The sequence below is a fragment of the Streptomyces sp. NPDC044704 genome (assembly GCF_056433525.1).
In genome coordinates this window covers 296,666-317,495 of the sequence record NZ_JBWKGY010000002.1, presented here as the reverse complement: position 1 = coordinate 317,495, position 20,830 = coordinate 296,666, and the positions used below count along the sequence as shown (strand labels likewise).

General features: G+C 74.7%; 17 protein-coding genes. 9 read left to right on the top strand and 8 right to left on the bottom strand.

Annotation, left to right across the window (positions count from 1 at the left end):
- Positions 1-507: 507 nt before the first annotated feature.
- Both AC07B0_RS05795 and AC07B0_RS05790 read right to left on the bottom strand, forming a co-directional pair.
- Positions 508-1,881, bottom strand: a complete 1,374-nt coding sequence (locus AC07B0_RS05795; RefSeq protein WP_356870510.1) for a DUF1996 domain-containing protein — start codon at positions 1,879-1,881, stop codon at positions 508-510.
- 9 nt (positions 1,882-1,890) lie between these two features.
- Positions 1,891-2,553 carry a DUF4142 domain-containing protein gene (locus tag AC07B0_RS05790; protein WP_467293962.1) on the bottom strand — a complete coding sequence of 221 codons (663 nt, stop codon included), beginning with the start codon at positions 2,551-2,553 and terminating at the stop codon, positions 1,891-1,893.
- Between the two features lie 507 nt (positions 2,554-3,060).
- Between AC07B0_RS05790 and dhaL the strand changes: the two genes are divergently transcribed.
- Together dhaL and AC07B0_RS05780 are read left to right on the top strand one after the other, a co-directional pair.
- Complete coding sequence (gene dhaL, locus AC07B0_RS05785) at positions 3,061-3,669, top strand: dihydroxyacetone kinase subunit DhaL (protein WP_478896915.1); 609 nt, start codon at positions 3,061-3,063, stop codon at positions 3,667-3,669.
- Entirely contained in the window at positions 3,666-4,073 is a 408-nt protein-coding gene (locus AC07B0_RS05780; protein WP_356870504.1) for a PTS-dependent dihydroxyacetone kinase phosphotransferase subunit DhaM, read from the top strand. The genes dhaL and AC07B0_RS05780 overlap by 4 nt, the downstream gene beginning before the upstream one ends.
- Before the next feature lie 70 nt (positions 4,074-4,143).
- On the opposite strand, the gene AC07B0_RS05775 is transcribed toward AC07B0_RS05780, so the two are convergent.
- Complete coding sequence (locus AC07B0_RS05775) at positions 4,144-4,569, bottom strand: RNA-binding S4 domain-containing protein (protein WP_467293909.1); 426 nt, start codon at positions 4,567-4,569, stop codon at positions 4,144-4,146.
- A 134-nt stretch (positions 4,570-4,703) separates the two neighbouring features.
- Between AC07B0_RS05775 and AC07B0_RS05770 the strand changes: the two genes are divergently transcribed.
- The 4 genes from AC07B0_RS05770 to AC07B0_RS05755 all read left to right on the top strand — a co-directional run bounded on the left by AC07B0_RS05770 (position 4,704) and on the right by AC07B0_RS05755 (position 9,707).
- Positions 4,704-5,099, top strand: coding sequence for a TOBE domain-containing protein (locus AC07B0_RS05770; protein WP_281210276.1), 396 nt, complete (start codon positions 4,704-4,706; stop codon positions 5,097-5,099).
- A 167-nt stretch (positions 5,100-5,266) separates the two neighbouring features.
- Entirely contained in the window at positions 5,267-6,076 is an 810-nt protein-coding gene (gene modA, locus AC07B0_RS05765; RefSeq protein ID WP_469377457.1) for a molybdate ABC transporter substrate-binding protein, read from the top strand.
- Positions 6,077-6,288: 212 nt separating this feature from the next.
- Positions 6,289-8,232, top strand: a complete 1,944-nt coding sequence (locus AC07B0_RS05760; RefSeq protein ID WP_478896912.1) for an ABC transporter permease — start codon at positions 6,289-6,291, stop codon at positions 8,230-8,232.
- Between the two features lie 371 nt (positions 8,233-8,603).
- The gene (locus tag AC07B0_RS05755; protein WP_478896910.1) at positions 8,604-9,707 is read left to right on the top strand and encodes a serine hydrolase domain-containing protein; all 1,104 of its coding nucleotides are present in this window, start codon (positions 8,604-8,606) and stop codon (positions 9,705-9,707) included.
- Positions 9,708-9,718: 11 nt separating this feature from the next.
- On the opposite strand, the gene AC07B0_RS05750 is transcribed toward AC07B0_RS05755, so the two are convergent.
- Positions 9,719-11,905 (bottom strand): SpoIIE family protein phosphatase, encoded by a 2,187-nt coding sequence (locus tag AC07B0_RS05750; protein WP_478896909.1) that lies wholly within the window; start codon positions 11,903-11,905, stop codon positions 9,719-9,721.
- Positions 11,906-12,072: 167 nt separating this feature from the next.
- On the opposite strand from AC07B0_RS05750, the gene AC07B0_RS05745 reads away from it, so the two are divergent.
- Positions 12,073-12,669: a hypothetical protein gene (locus tag AC07B0_RS05745; protein WP_478896907.1), complete on the top strand. Its 597-nt coding sequence runs from the start codon at positions 12,073-12,075 to the stop codon at positions 12,667-12,669.
- Between the two features lie 27 nt (positions 12,670-12,696).
- Here AC07B0_RS05745 and AC07B0_RS05740 read toward each other — a convergent pair whose 3' ends face one another.
- Positions 12,697-13,887 carry a DUF6777 domain-containing protein gene (locus AC07B0_RS05740; protein ID WP_478896905.1) on the bottom strand — a complete coding sequence of 397 codons (1,191 nt, stop codon included), beginning with the start codon at positions 13,885-13,887 and terminating at the stop codon, positions 12,697-12,699.
- 444 nt (positions 13,888-14,331) lie between these two features.
- Here AC07B0_RS05740 and AC07B0_RS05735 point away from each other — a divergent pair, with 444 nt between their 5' ends.
- On the top strand, positions 14,332-15,588 hold the full coding sequence (locus AC07B0_RS05735) for a streptophobe family protein (RefSeq protein WP_478896903.1): 1,257 nt from the start codon (positions 14,332-14,334) through the stop codon (positions 15,586-15,588).
- A gap of 35 nt (positions 15,589-15,623) precedes the next feature.
- On the opposite strand, the gene AC07B0_RS05730 is transcribed toward AC07B0_RS05735, so the two are convergent.
- The 3 genes from AC07B0_RS05730 to AC07B0_RS05720 are packed head-to-tail and all read right to left on the bottom strand — an operon-like array spanning position 15,624 to position 19,617.
- Positions 15,624-16,583: a serine/threonine-protein kinase gene (locus AC07B0_RS05730; RefSeq protein WP_478896901.1), complete on the bottom strand. Its 960-nt coding sequence runs from the start codon at positions 16,581-16,583 to the stop codon at positions 15,624-15,626.
- Positions 16,580-17,203 (bottom strand): hypothetical protein, encoded by a 624-nt coding sequence (locus AC07B0_RS05725; protein ID WP_478896899.1) that lies wholly within the window; start codon positions 17,201-17,203, stop codon positions 16,580-16,582. Before AC07B0_RS05725 ends, AC07B0_RS05730 begins: the two co-directional genes overlap by 4 nt.
- 5 nt (positions 17,204-17,208) lie before the next feature.
- Positions 17,209-19,617, bottom strand: a complete 2,409-nt coding sequence (locus AC07B0_RS05720) for an FHA domain-containing protein (protein ID WP_478896897.1) — start codon at positions 19,615-19,617, stop codon at positions 17,209-17,211.
- 151 nt (positions 19,618-19,768) lie between these two features.
- On the opposite strand from AC07B0_RS05720, the gene AC07B0_RS05715 reads away from it, so the two are divergent.
- Positions 19,769-20,800: a cation diffusion facilitator family transporter gene (locus AC07B0_RS05715; RefSeq protein ID WP_478896895.1), complete on the top strand. Its 1,032-nt coding sequence runs from the start codon at positions 19,769-19,771 to the stop codon at positions 20,798-20,800.
- Positions 20,801-20,830 lie beyond the last annotated feature (30 nt).

Here is a 20,830-nt window from a genome sequence, read left to right as displayed (position 1 = left end):
GCCACCCCCGAAGACCCCGGCCGCCACACCCGGCCCCACCGCGACCCGCCCCCTCCGGCCCCACCGCGACCCGCCCCCTCCGGCGCCGCCCGGCACCACAAAACCCGGCCCAGGCCCGGGGCCAGGGCCAGAGCCCGGGGCCAGGGGTCGAGCCCGAGGGCCAGGGGCCGAGTACCAGGGCCACAAGGCCCGGAGGCCGAGACCCAATCCCGGAGGCGCGGGCCCAGTCCCGGAGGCCGAGGCCCAGTCCCGAAGGCGGGGGGGCCAGTCCCGGAGGCCGGGGGCCAGTCCCGAAGGCGGGGGGGCCAGTCCCGGAGGCCGGGGCCCAGTGCCGGGGGCCCGGGCCCGCGGCCCGGGGTAGCGCCCCGTGTAGCGGCGGGGGGTACCGGATGCCCCCTCCCCCACCCCCGCGCGGCAGCGCAAACGCGCGGTGCCGGCCCGAAGTCGGCTTCGGGCCGGCACCGCTCTCGAGGTGACGCGGGGGAGGGTGGCGTGCACCCCGAGGTCTCAGCGGCAGGTGCGCCCGCCGTTGATGCAGCGCACCGCTCCGGCCATCAGGCCGTCCGACATGACGTTGATGAAGTCGCCGTGGTCGGTCACCGGCTTGTGGAGCTGCTCGGGGAAGCTGTCCACGGCGATCTTCCCGCCGGGCGCCACCCCGTAGGTGATCCGCTGGACGAGCTGCGGGATGGCCTTGAAGCCGCGCGGGCAGGCGCCGTTCTTGTCCGCGAACGCCACGTGCGTGCGGTGGTTGGCGCTGTCGGTGTTGCGTCCGTCCCAGCAGTTCTGGAAGTTGAAGGTGCGCACGACGTCGCTGCCCTTGGGACAGACCGGGTACTTGTCCTTCAGCTGCCGGTTCTCGAACCCGGTGCAGCTCCAGGACGCGTTGGCGTTGGCGGTGCCGTTGGTGAACGCCTTGGCGTCACCGGTGATGATCCGCAGGAAGCGCGGCATCGCCGTGACCTTGCCGACGGGGCTGCCCTTGAAGTCGATCGTCACCTGCTTCGGCTGGAGGATCGTGCCGACGTTCCCGTCCTGCCCGCCGCCGGGCGCGGCCGCGTCCCGTTCCTTCTTCCCGTCGCGCAGCCGCAGCACCGGCCAGTAGTAGGTGGACTGGTCGCCGTTGGTGCAGGTGGTCCCGGAGGCGGCGAGGCTGTTGTTGGTGGAGAAGGCGTCGGTGGTCTTGTTGCCGACGTAGTCGTGCATGTGGTGCGCGCCGTTGCTGACGCCCGGCGCGACGATGACGTTGTCCGGGTTGAAGTGGCCGTTCTCGTTGCGTCCGCACTGGACGGAGAAGGATCCCGTGGACGCGCCGCCACGGGCCGCGGGCTTGCGCACGTTGGGCTTCACCGAGCCGATGGCGACGAAGTCGCTGCGCGCCGGGCCTCCACCGCCGCCCTTGCCCGCCGCCGGTGCGGCCCCCGCGGCCTGGGCGTTCTTGACGTCCGCGGCGTCGGCGGCCGGGGCCTCCTGCATCGAGCAGGCGCTGAGCGGCTCCAGCCCCTGGGGGCGGGCGCCGTTCCGGCCGATCGCGTCGGAGAGCCGGCCGATGGTCTTGCCGCGCTGGTTCTTCAGGTCGCCGAGCAGGGCGTTGCCCTGGGCGCGGCCCGAGGAGAGCTTGCCGTAGGCGTCGGCGACCTGGGTGTCGAGCTGGGCGAGGTTCTCGTCGACCTCCTTGCGCGCCTGCTCGGGGACGTCGCGGAGCTTGTCCCCGACGTCGGGGCAGTCGATGGTGGCGGTCGTCCGCGCCCGGTCGTCCTGTCCTGCGGACGCGCGCTGGGCGAGGAGACCTACCCCGCCGCCGCCCATGATGAGGGCGGTCACCACGGCGAGGGCCTTGTGGGACGGCCGGAGGCGGCGTTTGTGGCCCTTTTTACTCATGCGATCACTTCACTTCGTCGGTCGGGAAACGGTGGAGGACGCCGGTGGTGCGTCCGCGAGGCCGTCGAAGTCGACCAGCCCGGTGTCCTCCAGGACCGTGATGTGGTCCAGGACGGTGGCGTTGGCATCGTTGGCCAGGGCGCGGACCATGGAGTTGCGGGTCTGCGCCCGCACCTGCGCCACGAGGGCGAAGACCTTGCCGTGGGCCCGGCGCAGCAGCTGGGCGAACAGCCGCTCGTACTGGGCGCCCTGGGCCTGCTCCAGTTGGTCGAGCCAGCCCTGCTGCTGGGCGCTGGGCTGGTCCGGCAGGTCGACTCCGAGGGCCCGGCCCACTTCCAGCACCCGGCGGTCCAGCTCGGTGTGGCCCTCGACGAGGTGCTGGCCGGCGGTCTTCACCGTGGGGCGGGTGGGGCGTTGCAGGGCCTGGTTGCCCGCGGGCAGCTCCCACAGTCCGGCGAGGCGGACCTTGCGGACGAAGTCCCGGTCCGCGGGGGTCAGCGGCCCGAAGGCCGTGCTCAGGGTTCCGGCGCCGTCGTCATCACCGGCGGCCGTCGCGGCGACCGCGGACGTACCGCCGAACTTCTGCACGGGAATCAGCAACGCGATCAGGGTGAAGGCGAGGGCGCCGATGACGATGCCCGTCCCGATCACGTGCCTCGAAGCGAGCGACATGCTGCCGACGGACGACCGACGCAGTGACGGCACAGTACCTCCTTGCTCTGGGGGCCAGGAGAGCTGCGGGCCGTACCGGCGGCCACGACGGGCCGGCCGGACGTGTCCGCACTCCCGGGTGCCAAGGGACGCTAGCGCCGGTCGTGGTGACGGGGCCTCAAGGCAGTCACGATCGGATAGACATCCGGGCAAGCCCCCGAAAGGCTGGTACCGTGCCCCGGCCGTGACCGGTCCGCCGGCGGGGGCCGTCCTCGGCCCTGCCCGCGGTCCGAGCCGCGCCCGCACCGCGCGTGCGCGCGCCCGCGCGGCCGGGGCCGGAGCGCCCCTCCCGGCCGTCGGGCTCGAGCCGGGCGTGCGCGGCTCACCCGCCCCGGGCGCGACCGGAGCCGGGCCGTCGCGGCCGGGACGCGCCCGTACGGTGACGGCGCTGCGCCGGGGCCGCTGGGGGTACCGTCGGTCGTAGGGTGCGTGGGGACGGCCCAGGCAGGTGCGAGGCGAGGAGACCCGGTGCGTGACGCAGACTTCTTCCGGCGCTGGATGGACGCCGCCACCGCGGCGGTGGAACGTGAGGCGGACCGGCTGACGGACCTCGACTCCCCCATCGGGGACGCCGACCACGGGAGCAATCTGCTGCGCGGCTTCGCGGCGGTACGGGCCGCCCTGGCCGGCGCCGATCCGGCGGCCCCGCCGGGCGCGCTGCTGCAGCTGGCGGGCCGAACCCTGATCTCCACGGTCGGCGGCGCCTCCGGACCGCTGTACGGGACGCTGCTGCGGCGCACCGGCAAGGAGCTCGGCGAGGGCGCCGAGGTCTCCGACGACGAGCTGCGCAAGGCCCTGTACGCGGGCGTGGGCGCGGTGGCGCAGCTGGGCGGGGCCGCGCCGGGCGACAAGACGATGCTGGACGCGCTGGTACCCGGGGTGGCGGCGCTCGGCACCTCGTACCGCGCCGCCGCGGACGCCGCGGAGAACGGCGCGCGGGCGACGGTGCCGATGCTGGCCCGCAAGGGCCGGGCCAGCTACCTCGGCGAACGCAGCATCGGGCACCAGGATCCGGGGGCCACCTCGTCCGCCTTGCTGCTGGGCGCGCTGGCCGACACCGCGGAGGCCGCCGCGTGAGCGCCGGGCCGCTGGTCGGGATCGTGCTGGTCTCGCACAGCGCACAGGTCGCGGAGTCGGTGGCGGAGCTCGCCCGGGGACTGGCGGGCGGCGGCACGGTGGCTCCGGTGGCCCCGGCGGGAGGTACGCCCGACGGCGGGCTGGGCACGAGCGCGGACCTCATCCTGGCGGCCGCCGCAGCGGCGGACCGGGGTGCCGGGGTCGCGCTGCTGGCCGATCTGGGCAGTTCGGTGCTGACGGTGAAGGCGCTGCTGGAGGACGGGGAACTGCCGCCCGGGTCCCGGCTGGTGGACGCGCCGTTCGTGGAAGGGGCGGTGGCGGCGGTGGTCGCCGCGTCGGCCGGGGCGGACCTGGAGGCGGTCGTGGCCGTCGCCGGGGAGGCGTACGCGTACCGCAAGGCCTGACCCGGCACGGGCCGGCCGGTGGTACGGGCCGTACCGGTGCTCAGGCCGGCCCGTGTCAGGACCCGCTGCGTCAGCGGCCGCGCAGGGTCTCGATCTCCCGGCGGTCGCGCTTCGTCGGCCGGCCCGTCCCCCGGTCACGGATGCCGACCACGGCGGCCTCGACGGGAGTGGGCGGCGGCGGGCTGTTGTCGATGAAGCACTCGGCGGCGACCGGTGCGCCCACCCGCTTCGTCACGGGCCGCCGCACCACCACGACGCGTTCCCGGCCTGCGTGGAAGAGCCGTACCTCGTCGCCCGCGCGGACCGGCTGCGCGGGCTTCGCGCGCTCGCCGTTGACCTTCACGTGACCCGCCCGGCAGGCGGTCGCCGCGACCGAACGGGTTTTCGTCAGGCGGACCGACCAGATCCAGGCGTCCACCCGGGCACTCCCCGTTTCCGCCGGACCCGCGGGGGCCGTCGCCGTCGTCGTCGGCTTCTGCGTGTTTTCGTCAGCCATGCCCCGACTTTATCGAGCGGCCCGGCCGAGGACGGAATGGGTTTTGGCAGATAACACAACGCGTACCGCATCTGCGATGGAGATCGCCCCAAACGAATTGCAAATGCCGGAGTGATGCCCCTACCTTGTCGCTCATGCAGTCCTACACGATCGGACAGGCGGCGCGCCTGCTGGGCGTCAGCCCGGACACGGCACGCCGTTGGGCCGACGCCGGCCGGGTCGCGACCCATCGCGACGAGGGCGGCCGTCGCCTGATCAACGGCCGTGATCTGGCCGCCTTCTCCGTGGAGGTGGGCCAGGGCGCGCACATCGAGGACGGAGAGCCCTACACCTCGGTGCGCAACTCCTTCCCCGGCATCGTCACGGCGGTCAAGCTCGGCGACGTGTCTGCCCAGGTCGAGATCCAGGCGGGTCCCCACCGCCTGGTCTCCCTGCTGACCCGCGAGGCCGTCGAGGAACTGGGGCTGGAAGTCGGCATGCGGGCCACCGCCCGCGTGAAGTCCACCAGCGTGCACGTCGACCGCGCCTGATCCCGCACGGCCCGTCCGCGCTCCGCGCCCCTCCTCCGCTCCTCCCTTCCCCGTTCCTCTCCGCTCTCCCCCTCACCTCACCACCCGCTCCGCCCGTCACCGGCGCGGGTCACCACCACGCGGCCCGGCACCCGGCCGGCCGCCGACCCGACCGAGGAGCACCAGCCATGTCCCCGATGCTCACCCGCCGTACCGCCGCCGCCGCGCTCACCGCGGCCCTGCTCGTGCCCCTGTCGGCCTGCGGCAGCGGCGACGACAAGAAGTCCGGCACCGGCGCCTCCGCGTCCGCCTCCGCCCCGGCCGAGGCCAAGGGCGCGAACCTGACGGTCCTCGCCGCGTCCTCCCTGACCGACGTCTTCAAGACCGCGAAGGAGGCCTACGAGAAGTCCCACCCGGGCACGAAGGTCACCATCTCCTTCGCCGGCTCGCAGGAGCTCGCCGCCCAGGTCAAGCAGGGCGCCCCGGCGGACGCGCTGGTGACCGCCGACACCAAGACCATGGACGGCCTGAAGGCCGAGACCAACGACGCCTCGATCATCGCGAAGAACCGTCTCGTCATCGCGGCGGGCAAGGGCAACCCCTTCAAGATCGACGACCTGAAGGACCTGGCCGACTCCAAGATCAAGGTCGTCCTCGCGGCGCCCGAGGTCCCCGTCGGCCGTTACAGCAAGCAGATCCTCGACGCCCAGAAGATCGAGGTGAAGCCGGTCTCCCAGGAGCCCAACGTGCGCGCCGTCCTGAGCAAGGTCGAGCTCGGCGAGGCCGACGCCGGCCTCGTCTACAAGACCGACTCCGCCAAGTCCGGCGACAAGGTCGTCACGGTCGACATCCCGGACGACCAGAACGCCGTCGCCTCCTACCCGGCCGCGACGCTCAAGCAGTCCAAGAACGCCGAGGCCGCGGCCACGTTCGTGACCTGGCTGAGCAGCCCCGAGGCGCAGAAGATCCTCCAGGACGCGGGCTTCCAGAAGCCGTAACCCGCACACCGCACGACGCCGAGGGGGCTGCCCGGTCCGGGGGGACGGGCAGCCCCCTCGACGCGTGCCCCCTCCACACCCGCCTCCTCGACACCCGCCTCCTCGACACGTGCCCCCGCGGCGCGTGTCCCCGCCGCCCGCGCTCCGTAGGCTTCGTCCCCGGCGCCTCCCGGTGCCGGTCCCGGTCCCAGCAGCTCCAGCCAGGAACCCCCATGAGCAGACTCCGTACCCGCACCCGGCCCCCCTTGACGCTGGCGCTTCCCGCGCTGCTCGCCGTCGCGTTCCTGCTGCTGCCCCTCGTCGGCATCCTCACCCGCACCCAGTGGAGCGAACTCGGCACCCACCTCACCAGCCCCGGCGTGGTCGAGGCCCTGAAGCTCTCGCTGCTGGTGTCCCTGTGGGCGCTCGGCCTGTCGCTGCTCCTCGGAGTGCCGCTGGCCTGGCTGCTGGCCCGCGTCGAGTTCAGGGGCAAGGCCCTCGTGCGCTCCCTGGTCCTGCTGCCGATGGTGCTGCCCCCGACCGTCGGCGGTGTGGCCCTGCTGCTGGGCTTCGGACGGCGCGGGCTGCTCGGGCCCTGGCTCGAGGAGACCTTCGGCATCACGCTGCCCTTCCACACCTCCGGCGCCGTCGTGGCGGCCACGTTCGTCGCGATGCCCTTCCTGGTCATCAGCCTGGAGGGCGCGCTCGGCGGGCTCAAGCAGAGCTACGAGGAGACCGCGGCCTCCCTCGGCGCCTCTCCGGTACGGGTGTTCTTCACCGTGACCCTGCCCATGGTCGCCCCGGGGCTGATCGCCGGCGCGGCCCTCACCTGGGCCCGCGCGCTCGGCGAGTTCGGCGCCACCATCACCTTCGCCGGGAACCTGCCGGGCACCACGCAGACCCTCCCCCTCCAGGTCTACCTGCTGCTCCAGGACGAGCCGGAGGCCGCCACCTCGGTGTCCCTGCTGCTGCTCGCCATCGCCATGGGCGTACTGATCGCCCTGCGCGGCCGCTGGACCGGTACCCCCGTCGCCCGTACCGCGGCCGAGGCCCCGCCCGTGGCCGAGGAGCCCGCGGCGGGGACCCCCGAGGTCCCAGGCGTCCCGCCGGCGCCGGCCGGGGCCACCGGGTCCGAGGGGGAACGCTGGCCCCTGCACGCCGAGGTGACCGGCTTCAACCGGCTGACCCTCGACGCCGAACCCGGCACCACCATCGCCGTCGTCGGCGAGAACGGCGCCGGCAAGACCACCCTGCTGCGCGCCCTGCTCGGCCTCACCCCCCGCGCCCACGCCGAACTCCGCCTGGGCGACACGGACGTGACCGCCCTGCCCCCGCACAAGCGGCAGGTGGCCTGGGTGCCCCAGGACGGGGCCCTGTTCCCGCACCTCACCGCCCTCGCGAACACGGCCTACGGACTCCGCGCGCGCGGAGTCGAGCGCAAGGTCGCCCGCCACGAGGCCCGGGCGTGGCTGGAGCGGCTCGGGGTCGGCCACCTCGCCCACCGCAAGCCGTCCCAGCTGTCCGGGGGACAGGCCCAACGCGTGGCACTCGCCCGGGCGTTGGCCGCCCGCCCCCGCCTGCTCCTGCTCGACGAGCCCCTCGCCGCCCTCGACCAGACGACCCGGGCCCGCGTCCGGCACACCCTGCGCACCCACCTGGCCGGCTTCGGCGGCGTCTGCCTGATCGTCACGCACGACCCCGTCGAGGCGGTGTCGCTGGCCGACCGGGTCCTCGTACTCGCCGACGGCCGGACCCTCCAGGACGCCCCGCCGTCGGAGGTCACCCGGCATCCGCGGTCCCCGTGGGTGGCCCGGATGCTCGGCCGCAACGCCTGGCCGGGGACCGCGTCCGCCGAGGGCCTCGCCCTCGCGGGCGGCGGCCGGCTGGTGGTGGCGGAGGCACTGCCCGAGGGGGCCGAGGCGCTGGCGATCATCGCCCCGGAGGCGGTGTCGCTGTACCGGGACCGCCCGGGCGGCAGCCCCCGCAACATCTGGCCCGGCACGGTCCGGGAGATCACCGCCGTCGGAAGCCGGCTGCGCGTGCTGATCGCCTCGGCCGAAGCACCAGACCTGGTCGCGGAGATCACCCCGGAGGCGGCCGCCGAACTGGGCGTGACCGACGGCGCGGCGGTCTGGACGAGCGTGAAGGCCACCGAGGTCACGCTCGTACGGCTCTAGTGCCGTGACCGGAAAGGTCCACCGGGTCGCGACGCCCGGCACGGCACCTCTCCGCGTTGTCGGACCACGGAGGTACGTCCAGTACGAGCCGCGGCCCTCCGCCTTGAGACGGACGCCGCGACCCGGCAAACCTTCCCGGCCACGGCACTAGGCCTTGCCGTCGAACTCCTCGGAAGGGCCCGCACCCGGGGGGTATCCCCCTCTCGATCTTGGCGGTAGCGGGATCGTCCGGGGCCGCCGTGGGCGGACAGGCTGGGACCGGCGCATACCGCCGGTTTCCCCAACCTTTCCGTAGGAGTTGACACGTGCGCGAACAGTCATGGCACAGGCCTCGTTCTTCCGGCCGGCGGCGAACGGGCCGGCGCCGGGTCGTGGCGGCCGCGGCCGCGCTCGCCCTCGGCGTCCTGGCGTCGGGGGCCGTGGCGCCGCCGACGGCGTTCGCCGCTGCCCGGCCGGACACCGTCCAGCAGGGCCTGGACGCCCTGGTGCACGCCGACGGGCTGCCCGCCGCGCTGGCGAGCGTCAAGGACCGCGAGGGCCGTACCCGCAGCTATACCGCGGGGGTGGGCGACGTGACCACCGGATCGAAGGTGCCCGTCGACGGTCAGGTACGGATCGGCAGCAGCACCAAGACGTTCACCGCGGTGGTCGTCCTGCAACTGGTGGGCGAGGGCAGGATCGGCCTCGACGCCACGGTCGACACCTACCTGCCGGGTCTCGTCCGCGGGGACGGGTTCGACGGCGGCCGCATCACCGTCCGTCAACTCCTCCAGCACACCAGCGGACTTCCCGAGTACGAGGACCTCGTCGCCGACGACATCCGCGAGCACCGCTACTTCGAACCCCGCGACATCCTCGACGTCGCCTTCCGGCGCAAGGCCGTCTTCGACGCCGGGAAGGGCTGGTCGTACAGCAACACGAACTACGTGGTGGCCGGCCTGATCGTCCAGAAGGTCACCGGCCGGCCGCTCGCGGAGGAGGTGGACCGGCGCGTCGTCCGGCGCATCGGGCTGCGCCACACCTACTTCCCCGCCCCCGGGGACATGACCGTCCGGGAACGTCACCCCCACGGCTACGCCCGGGACGCGGCGGGCGCGCCCCTGCGCGACGTCACGGAACTCGACCCGTCCGTGGCCTGGGCGGCGGGCCAGATGATCTCCACCAACTCCGACGTCAACCGGTTCCTGGCCGAGCTCCTGGCCGGCCGTCTCCTTCCGCCGGCCCAGCTCGCCCAGATGCGCACCACCGTCCCCATCGGGGACACCGGCGCCGGATACGGGCTGGGGATCATGAGCAGGCCGCTGTCGTGCGGCGGTGTCCAGTGGGGCCACGGCGGTGACATCGACGGGTACGAGACCCGGGGCGGGGTCACCGACGACGGCCGCGCCGCCACCGTCACCGTGACCGCCATTCCGGTCGACGGGGCGGGCACGAGGCGCGTCGAGAAGGTCGTGGACACGGCCCTCTGCCGCTGAACGGCCGGGGTTCAGCCGTCCCGCCCCGGGACCTCGGGGTTTCCGGCCGGCCCGGGCCCCAGGTCCGGTTCCGGTTCCGGTTCCGGTTCCGGTTCCGGACGGGGGAGGCCCGGGGCCTCCCCCGCGTCCTCCCGTACGGCCGGTGCCGGGGCGGGGACGGCGAACTCGCACCAGACGCGCTTCCCGCTGCCCCGGGGCTCCACGCCCCAGGCGTCCGCGAGCCGGTCCACGAGCATCAGGCCGCGGCCGGACACCGCCCAGTCCCCGGCTTCGCGGCGGCGCGGCAGGGCGCTGCTCGTGTCCTCCACCTCGATCCGGATGCGGCCGTCCGCGGTCAGCCGGAGGCCGACCTGCCCGCCGCCGTCGGTGTGGACCAGGGCGTTGGTCATCAGCTCGTCCGCCGCCAGTTCGATCTCGTCCGCCCGTTCCCAGGCGCCCCACGCGGCGACCGCGGCCCGGATCAGGTGGCGGGCCATCGCCGGGCCGTCCGGGTCGCCGGGCGTCAGGCGCTGGCGCAGCGGGCCGCCGCCGCGCGGGCCGATGGCTCCGCGCCGGCGCAGCACGAGCAGGGCCATGTCGTCCCCGCCGCCCGCGTCCCCGACGAGGTCGCACAGTACGTCGGCGAGTTCCTCGACGTCGGCCGGGCCCGTGCGGGTGGCTTCCAGGAGTTCCCGCATGCCGGTCTCGGAGTCCCCGCCGGGCCGTTCGATCAGTCCGTCCGTGCAGAGCAGCAGGGTGTCCCCGGGGTGCAGTTCGAGGGTGGCGACGGGGTAGCCGGAGCCGGTTCCCGGCCGGTCGCGCGGGGGCAGGCCCAGGGGGAGGCCGCCCGCGACCTGGATGCGGTGGCAGCTGCCGTCACCCCGCCGTACGACCGGGTCGAGATGGCCGGCCCGGACCATGCGCAGCGTGCCGGTGTTGAGGTCGACCTCGGCGTAGGTGCAGGTGGCGAAGCGGTCGGTGGCCAGTTCGCGCAGGAAGGCGGAGGCCCGCGCCATGGCCGTGCCGGGGGTGTGGCCCTCCAGGACGTAGGCGCGCAGCACGATGCGCAACTGGCCCATGACGGCGGCCGCGTCCGTGTCGTGGCCCTCGACGTCGCCGATCATCACGCCGACGCGGCCGCCGCCGAGCGGGATCACGTCGTACCAGTCCCCGCCGACGTCCCGCCCCGTGCGGGCGGCCCGGTAGCGCACGGCGATCCGCGCGCCCGGCACGTCCGGGATGCGGCGCGGCAGCATGGCCCGTTGGAGGCTCTCGGCGAGGTCGTGTTCCTGCTCGAAGAGGATGGCCCGCTGGAGGCTCTGCGCGATGCCGCTGGCCAGCGCGACGAGGAGGTTGCGTTCCTCGGTGGTGAAGTCCCCGTCGCGCGCGTAGAGCAGTCCGAGCGCGCCGACGGGCCGGCCCTGGGCGATCAGCGGAAGGTAGACCCCGCTGCGCACGGAGAGCGGCTCGATGTACGGCCACAGCTGGGGGTAGCGCCGCAGGAACTCCTCACGGGAGGCGATGTAGACGGACTGGAGGGTCCGTACGGCCTCGCTCATCGGGAGCTGGGCGTCGATGCGCGTGTACTCGATCTCCGGTACGTACGAGCCCAGCTGGCCTTCGGCGACGAGGTGGATGCGGCCGCCGTCGACGACGCCGAGCATGACGCTGACGGCTCCGAGGTGGCTGAGGGCCTCGCGGTCCTTGAGGACGTCCGTCACGTCGTTGACGGTGCGGGCGTGGGCGAGGATCGCGGTGGTCCGTTCGACGACGCCGGTCAGCCTGCGCCGTCCCTCGTCCCGTTCCCCGGCGGCGCCGGGTTCGCCCGGGTCGCGGTCGGCGTCGCGGAGGATCCCGATGACCCGGTACGCGCGGCCGTCCGGGTCGCGCAGGATGTGGCCCTGGGCGTGGATCCAGGAGGTTCCGCCGTCGCGTGGGGTGCGGAAGTAGACCCCGTAGTGGCTGCGGCCGTCCCGGAGGGCCTCTTCGACGCGGCGGTCGTACCGGTCCTCCTCGCCCGCCGCGACACGGCCGCGCAGCCCGGCGGGAGTTCCGCTGAACTCCTCCGGGTCCAGGTCGAGGACCTCCAGGGCGGTGGCGTCCAGGTGCATCCGCCCGCTGTCGAGGTCCCAGTCGAAGGTACCCATGCGGTTGAGCGCGAGGCTCGTGTCCGGCCGCGCGGGCCAGTCGACCTCGGGGGTTCCTCCCCGCTGGTCCATGCAGCCAGGGTCTCACCCCTCCCCCGCCCTCGGCATGCGCAGAGCCGGATCACCGGCCCGTCCGACGGGCGGACCCCGGTGGACCGGCGCGCTCCCGTTCCGGCACACTGCCGCCGCACCTGTGCCGGCGGCGGAGCCGGTACGCCCGGCAGAAAGAGCGGCACGCCTTGACGGACACCGACACCACGCCCCCGGAGCCGACCGGTGGCGCGACCACGCCCGCAGGGCGCGAGGAAGCCCCGGCGGCGGTCCCGGTACTGCCCGCGCAGCCGGGACCACCCGTTCCTCCGGTTCCGGCCTCGCCCCCGGCCGTCCCCGACCCTGCCGGGGCGGCCCGACGGTGGGTGCTGCCGGTGGGCACGGGCGTGCTCGGCTTCCTCGCCGGAGCGGCGTTCGTGTGGTCGCTGCCGTGGGGCGGCGGCGGTTCGGCGGCGGAGAAGACCTTCACCCTGACCGGCACGATGGCCCTGAGCGACAGCGACGGGTTCCTGAGCCTCTCGGGCGGCGGGTGCGCGGGCAAGGGCGGCTACAAGGACATCCGGGCCGGGGCCTCGGTGACCGTCTACGACGACGCAGGAAAGGTGGTGGCCACCGGCTCGCTGGGCGACGGCGCCCGGGAAGGGCTGACGTGCGACTTCCCGGTCACCGTCACCGGCGTGCCGACGGGCGCACGCTTCTATCAGGTCGAGGTCAGCCACCGGGGGAAGGTCACCGTCCCGAAGGAGGAGGCCATGGCAGGCGGGTTCGGCGCTTCCCTCGGCTGACGCACCGCGCGGCGCCCGCGCCGTGCGTCAGGGGGTCGTGGTCAGGCCCGGGCGGGGTGGGGGCGGGGTGGTGGTCGGCCGGCCGGCGAGGCCGGGCTTCGGCGGGGCGGCCGGGCTGGACGCCGGTGTTCCCGGCGGGGTGCCGGAGTCGTCGGTGAGCCCCGGTGCCCGCGACCTCGCCGACGGTCCGTCGGAGGCGCCCGGGGACGACTCGCCGGGCGGATCGGCCGGGGAGTTCTCGGGCGGGGAGTCCTCGGGCCGGGCGGGGGACTCGTCCGAGGGGGGGTCCGCCGGGCTGTCTGAGGGGGTGGTGCCGTCGGGGCTGCCGGAATCGGTGGCGGGCGGCGAGGAATCCGGGGCCGAGGATTCCGGGGCCGACGAGTCCGGGGGCGAGGAGTCCGGCGGCGAGGAGTCGGGCGGCGGCGGGGTCACCGGTGGTGTGGTGTACACGGGCTTGGGGATGACCGGCGGCGGGACGGGCCGGTCGGGCTCGGGGTCGGCGCCGCGCTCGCGCTCGAACCAGCGGCGGCCCTCGTGGTCGTAGATGACGATCTTGTTGACGACCTTCACGGAGGGGGCGATCACCACGACGTCCTGCGGCCGGTAGGAACTCCACGGCCGCCCGTGCCTCTTGGCGTCCGGCCCGAGCGCGACCGCGACCCCGAGCGGGTTCCCGCACGCGCAGCGGACCCGCGGCACGCCCCGGTCGTCGACGAGGACGGCCGTCCCGGCCTGGAGCACCGCCTGGTAGGGGACGGCCCTGCCGTCGCGGAAGCCGTGGTTGGTGACCCGGGTGTCCAGGGCCAGCTGTACGGGGGTCAGGGCGCGCAGGTGGCCCGGTACGGCCGCCGGCCGGATGCCGAGGGCGGCGGCGAAGGCCCGGTTCTTGGCCGGTTCCGCCGACAGCACCGCGATCTGCTTCTCGACGTCGCAGCTGGCGATGTCCTGCGTGCCGCCGTACAGGCCGGGAGTGGACCCCGTGACGCTGCGGAGGGCGAGGGGGGCCCCGGTACTCCGTACGGGTGAGGGGGACGGCGGTCTGCTCGCGGGAGGCACGGTGGCCTCCTTCGCGGCCGTCGACTCGGTGAACGGGGCCGGTCCGGTCGCGGCGGCCGGCTGGAGGAACACCTCACCGCCCGCTTCGCCGGGCGTGGGGGTGCCGCCCCCGCCGGGACGCGTCAGTACCACCACCAGGGCGGCGACAGCGGCCAGCGCCACGATCGCCGTTGCCAGCCGGGGAACGGAACGCCACCAGGGTCCGCCGGACGAGCCGCCCGGGGGCACGGGCGGGCCCGGCGGAGGCGGCGGGCCCTGGCCGGCGCCGGACGAGCCATCCGCGGGCGGGCCGGCGAGCGGCCCCGAAGGCGGCCCGGTCGGCCGCTCCGGAGAGGACGGGCCCGAACCGGACGCCGAGGGCCCCGAGGGCGGCTCGCCCCCGGGCGGGGGCCGGTTCGACGGGGACGTGCCCGGCGTCGGCCGGTGAGAGGGCGGGTCGTTCGGCTGCGGCGGGCGTTCGCCGGAGGGTTGCGTGGTCACAGGCTCTCTTCCCCAGGTGAACGGGCCGCCGGCAGACCGGGCGGATACGGAGCTGTCGGACTCTCGTCGCCATTGTGTGCGGCGTTCAGGTGGTGGCCGCAAGCCGGGGATGCCTACCGTTGCAGGGTGAGCCGTACCTCTCCGAGGGCCTGGCGGGACGCCCTCGTCGCCGTCCTGGCGGGCTTCGTGGTGATGGCCGCGGTGGCCGCGGCCGGGCTGGCCTGCGCCGGGGCGGGCGACCTTCCGGGCGGCGCCTTCCCCCGGGTGGTGGCCGCGGTGGTGGTGATGGCGGCCGGCGGAGCGGTGGAGGTGACCGGCGGGGCCGGGTTCCTGGCCGAAGCGGACGCGAGCCTGTCCGTGGTTCCCCTCTCGGTGTCCCTCGCGGGCGCGCTCACCGCGGGCTCGCTCTTCCTGCGCCCCCTGCACAACCGGGCGGTCGCCGGCCCCGGCGAACTCCTGCTGCGCGCGGGCCGCCTGACGCTCCTGTGGCTGCTCGCGCTGCTCGGCACCGCCCTCCTCGCCCGCCAGGACTTCGGCCTGTCCACGGGCGACTCCCCGCTCGGCGAGATCGGCGAACTCCTCGACTCCGCGCCCACCGCGGGCTTCCGGGCCGACCTGCCCGCGACCCTCTCCTTCGGACTGCTCTGGATCCTGGGCCTGTTGCTGATCTCCCTGCTGGTCTCGCGGCGCGCTCCGCTCCCGGCCGGGCTGGTCCGCTTCCACGCGGCCGTGCGCCCGGCCGCGTTCGCCACGGCCCTGCTGCTGCTCGCGTACGTGCTCCTCGGCCTCGGCGCCGGCCTCGTGGTCGCGCTGACCCAGGGGCACGGCGGCCGCACCCTGGCGGTGCTCCTGCTCGGCCTGCCGAACCTCGCCTGGCCCGCCCTCACCCTCGGTTTCGGCGGGGCCTGGCAGGGCAGGGCCGAGGGGCCGTTCGGGCTGCCGGTGCCCCGGCTGCTGGACGAGGTCCTGCGCGGGCAGGAACGGTCCACGGTGGACGTGGCCGCCCTCGCGGAGCGGGACCCCCGGGCCTGGTGGCTGGTGCCGGTGGCGGCCGTGCTGCTGCTCGGCACGGGCGTGCTGGCCGCCGTACGCTCCCCCGCGCACGTACGGCCGCGGCAGCACGCCCTCCATCTGGCGGTGGCCCTGGCACTCGGCACGCTGACGGTGTGCCTGCTGGCCCGGGTGCAGGCCCAGTTCGGGCTCTCCCTGCTGGGCATCGGCACGGCCGACGGACTCGGCGGCTCGGTCGAGCTGCTCCCGCTGCTGGGCCGCACGGTCGGCCTCGCCCTGCTCTGGGGCGCCCTGGCGGGCTTCCTCGGCGCCCTCCTGGCCCGCCGCCCGCACCGCCGCGGCCCGGTCGACGACGCCCCTGCCCGGCCATGAGGCCCTGAGGCCCTGACCCCGCGGCCGGGACCGGCTCACGCCGTCCGCGGCCTCTGCCCCGTCCCCTCCCGCCCCCCGAACACCGGCAGGGCCCAGGCCGGGGGCGGCGGGGGATGCTCCGGGGCGTGCAGGCGGTGGCGGGCCGGTCCGGCGCGGCGCAGGGCCGTCGTGAAGGCCAGGCAGTCGTCCCAGCGGTCCCCGGGGGACTTGGCGAGGGCCTTCGCCAGGACGGCGTCGACCTCCGGGGACAAGTCCGGCCTGGCCTCGGAGGGCGGCGGCGGGGCGTCGTACTGGTGGGCCCAGAGCAGGGCCAGGTCGTCGTCGCGCCGGAAGGGCGGCCCGCCCGTCAGCATCTCGTGGACCACGCAGCCCAGGCTGTAGACGTCGCAGCGGCCGTCCACCGGCTTGCCGGCGATCTGCTCCGGCGCCACGTAGTCCAGGGTCCCGACGAACTGCCCGACGGTCGTGAACCCGGTCAGCGACAGCGATTTCTTCGTCAGCCCGAAGTCCGTGAGGTACACGTGCTCCGGGTGTTCGCTGTCGGTGCCCTCCGCGACGAGGATGTTGCCGGGCTTCACGTCACGGTGGACCAGGTCGTGGGCGTGCGCCGCGTCCAGCGCCGAGGCGACCTGGCCGGCGATCCGCGCCGCCGTCGCGACCGGCAGGGGGCCCGTCCGGTCGAGGAGGGCGCGCAGGTCCTGGCCGGCGACGTACCGCATGGCGATGTACAGGAGGCCCTCCGCCTCGCCGGCCTCGAACACCGGGACGATGTGGGGGTGGTCGATGGCCGCGGCGACCTTCGACTCGTGGGCGAAGCGCTGCCGGAAGGTGTCGTTGCGGGCCAGTTCGGGGGCCAGCAGTTTCAGTGCGACCGTCCGGTCCAGGCGCAGGTCCCGGGCCCGGTAGACGACGGCCATGCCGCCCCGGCCGATCTCGCCCTCCACGAGGTACCCGGCGATCCGTTCGCCGACCGGCCCGGAGGGCCCGCCCGTCACGGCCCTCCCCCGTCGGGCGGTCCGGCGACGCGCGTGGCCTCGTGCGGCACTTCCGGTACGTCGGCCCCTGCCCCGGGGTCCGGTCCCGGCGGCCGCGGCTCCGGCGCGGGCGGGGCTCCCGGTCCCGCGTCGGCGGCGTAGGTCGTCAGACGGCCCCCGTCCGTGTACATCCACCGTCCCGCCGTGTCGTCGTAGACCCACAGCCGGTCCCCGTCGAGCACGATCCCGGCCCGCAGTCCGAGGGTGGCGCGCCGGAAGCCCTCGGGGTCGACGCGGCCCGCGGCGAGGTCCGCGGCGGCCCGGCGGACGCGCTCCAGCGCATCGGCGGTCCGGGCGAGCAGCGGCGCGGGGTCCTCGGCCGGCCCGAGGGGCCGGCCGGCCGTCGGGGGCGGCTGCGGCACCGCCACCAGGAGCCGTCCGTCGACCCACGCGGACCATCCGTTGGAGCAGAGGATCTCCGCCCATTCCCCGCGCCGGGTCAGCAGCCGTACCGGCAGGAAGGCGTCGAGGGGGGCGGTGGGCCGGGTGGCGTCGGGGGCCTCCCAGGCGGGCAGTCCGTCGCCCGGGACGACGTGCGTGGGCCGGAAGCCGGCGCCGGGCCCGCCCGGTGCGCTGTTCATCCGGCCTACTTCCGCATGATCGCGGGCTCGTGCCGGCGCAGCAGCCGGGAGACGAGCACCCCGAACAGGACCGCCAGGGCCACCAGCATGCCGACGTTCAGCAGCCATACGCCGCCGGAGTGGGCGAACAGGGGGTCGTCGGTGAGCGGCCCGGGCACGATCCGGCCGAGGTCGATGGTGCCGGCCATCGCGCCGAGCGCCCAGCGCGAGGGCACGAACCAGGCGAGCTGTTCGATGACCGGGACCCCGTCGAGCTGGAGCAGCGCCCCGCAGAAGACCACCTGCACGATGGCGAGGAGGACCAGCAGGGGCATGGTGACCTCCTCCTTCTTCACGAGGGCGGAGACCAGCAGTCCGAGCGTCATCGCGGTGAACGACAGCAGGGCGACGGCCAGGATGATTTCGAGGAGCGGCGGCAGGAAGACCCCCTGGCCGCCGGGGGCGCCGAGTTCCACCCCCAGGAGGGCGACGAGGGTCAGGACCACGGCCTGCGCGACGGTGACGGTGCCCAGTACGACGACCTTGGACATCAGGTAGGCCGATCTGGACAGTCCGACGGCCCGTTCCCGCTGGTAGATCACCCGTTCCTTGACGAGTTCCCGGACGGCGTTCGCGGCGCCGGTCAGGACGCCGCCGACGCACAGGATGAGCAGGGCGTTGATCGCGGTCTCCTGGGTCAGGCTGCTGCCCGCCAGAGCGCGGGCCATGGCTCCCATGACGAACGGCAGCGCGATCATGATGGCGAGGAAGGTGCGGTCGGCGCCGAGGGCCGCCGCGTAGCGGCGGACCAGGGTGGAGAGCTGCGAGCCCCAGCTCTGCGCCTTGGGCGGGGGCGTCACCGCGGTGGCCGGGCCGGGTCCGGCTCCGTCGGGCAGGAGGGGGCGGGCGACGGCGGCGACGTACCGGAGGTGCTGGGGTGAGGCCGCGTACTGGGCCGCCCAGTCGCGTCCCCGCTCGTTCTCGAACGCCTCGAAGGCCTCGGGCCACTGCGCGAAGCCGAAGTAGCCGAGCGCCTCGGCGGGCGGTCCGAAGTAGGCGATGCGTCCGCCGGGGGCGAGGACGAGCAGGCGGTCGCAGACGTCCAGGCTGAGCACGCTGTGGGTGACGACGATGACGGTGCGGCCGTCGTCGGCGAGGCCGCGCAGCATGTGCATCACGGAGCGGTCCATGCCGGGGTCGAGCCCGGAGGTGGGTTCGTCGAGGAACAGCAGGGAGGGTTTCGTCAGCAGTTCCAGGGCGACGGAGACCCGCTTGCGCTGGCCTCCGGAGAGGCTGTGGATGGGCTGGTCGGCGCGCTGGCCGAGGCCGAGTTCGGAGATCACCTCGTCCACCCGGGCCTGCCGTTCGGCTTTCGCGGTGTCCTGGGGGAAGCGGAGTTCGGCCGCGTAGGTGAGGGCCCGGCGGACGGTGAGCTGCGCGTGGAGGATGTCGTCCTGCGGGACGAGGCCGATGCGGCTGCGGAGTTCGGCGTAGTCGCGGTAGAGGTCGCGGCCGTCGTAGAGGACGCTGCCGTGGTCGGCGGGGCGCAGTCCGGTGAGGGCGCCGAGGAGGGTGGACTTGCCGGCGCCGCTGGGGCCGACGACGGCGAGCAGGCACTTCGCGCCGACGGGGAAGGAGACCTGGTCGAGGAGGGTCTTGCGGCCGTGGTCGACGGTGACGGCGAGGTCCTGCACGTCGAGGGAGACCTCGCCGGTGTCGACGTACTCCTGGAGGCGGTCGCCGACGAGGCAGAACGCCGAGTGTCCGATGCCGACGATGTCGCCCTCGGTGACGGGGGCCCGTTCGACGCGGGTCCCGTTGAGGTAGGTGCCGTTGTGGCTGCCGAGGTCGGTGATCTCGTAGGTGCCGTCGGCGAGGGCGCGCAGTTCGGCGTGCCGGCGGGAGACGACGAGGTCGTCGAGGACGAGGTCGCTGCCGGGGTCCCGGCCGATGCGGACGGCGGTCCGCGCGGGGAGCGGGCGGACGCTGGTGGGGCGGCGGAAGGTGCCGGTCAGGGAGGGGCCCCGGACGCCGGAGGGCCGGGCGCCGACGGCGGGATCCAGCACGGGATCCGGGGCCGGGGCGGAGGCAGGTGCCGGGGTCGGGGCCGGGGGCGGACGGCCGACGAGGACGGCGCGCGGGCCGTCGTCGGCGCTGCCGAAGCGCAGTTCGCTGCCGGGGCCGACGCTCCACGCGTGGACGCGGTGGCCGTCGGCCCAGGTGCCGTTGGTGCTGCCCTCGTCCTCGACGGTCCAGTGGTCTCCGTCGGGGCGCAGGACGGCGTGGTGCCAGGAGACGCGGGCGTCGTCGAGGCAGATCTCGCAGAGGGGGTCGCGGCCGACGTGGTAGGTCCGTCCCGGGCTCATCTCGGTGGAGCCGCGGGCGGTTTCCAGGACGAGTTCGGGTGCGGTCGGCACACCGGGGCGCTGGACCATGGACAGATTTTCCCATGAGCCGGACCGACCGGCATAACCGCAGGTCAGAAGGGCCTTAAAGGTAATGACAACGGTCCCCGTTGCAGCCTTTGCCGATCTCGTCGAGGTGCGCTTCACTTCACGCGTCGGAACCGAACAGACGGGGGAAACGATGAGCGGGCACGAACACGCGCACGATCACGGCGGGCGCGCGCACGGGGGCCACGAGCACGGCCCCGGCGGGCACGGCCACGGCGTCGATCCGGACGCGGACCGCCGCTGGCTGGCGATCGCCCTCACCCTGATCTGCGGGTTCATGGCCGTCGAGGTGGTCATCGGCGTCATGGCGCACTCGCTGGCGCTGATCTCCGACGCCGCGCACATGCTGACCGACGCGGTGTCGATCGTCCTCGCGCTGATCGCGATGCGGCTGGCGGCCCGGCCGGCCCGCGGCGGTTTCACGTACGGCCTCAAGCGGGCCGAGATACTGTCCGCGCAGGCCAACGGACTGACGCTGCTGCTGCTCGCGGTCTGGCTGGCGTACGAGGCGGTACGCCGCCTCCTGGATCCGCCGCCGGTCGAGGGCGGGCTGGTGCTGGTGACGGCGCTCGCCGGCATCGTGGTCAACATCGCGGCGGCCTGGTGCATCTCCCGGGCGAACCGGTCCTCGCTGGCCGTCGAGGGCGCCTACCAGCACATCCTGAACGACCTGTTCGCCTTCATCGGGACGGCCGTGGCCGGTCTGATCGTGCTCACCACCGGTTTCGTCCAGGCCGACGCGATCGCCTCGCTCGTCGTGGTGGTGCTGATGGTCAAGGCGGGCTACGGGCTGGTCCGCGAGTCGGGCCGGATCTTCCTGGAGGCCGCGCCGGCCAACGTGGACCCCGACGCGGTCGGTGACCGGCTCGTGGGGCACCCCCCGGTGACCGAGGTGCACGACCTGCACATCTGGACGATCACTTCCGGCCAGGCGGCGCTCTCCGCGCACGTCCTGGTGGAGCCGGAGGGCGACTGCCACGCGGTGCGCCGCGACCTGGAGGCCCTGCTGGAGAAGGAGTACGGGATCACCCACACGACCCTCCAGGTGGACCACGTCCAGGAGGAGCTGCTCTCCGTCGGCCGGGCGGGCGAGGCCCCGGCGGGCGATCCGCACTGCGCGGACGCCCACGGGCCGGTGCACCGGCAGGGCCCGCACGCGCACTGACCCGCGGGACACGGAGCGTGGAATCCGATC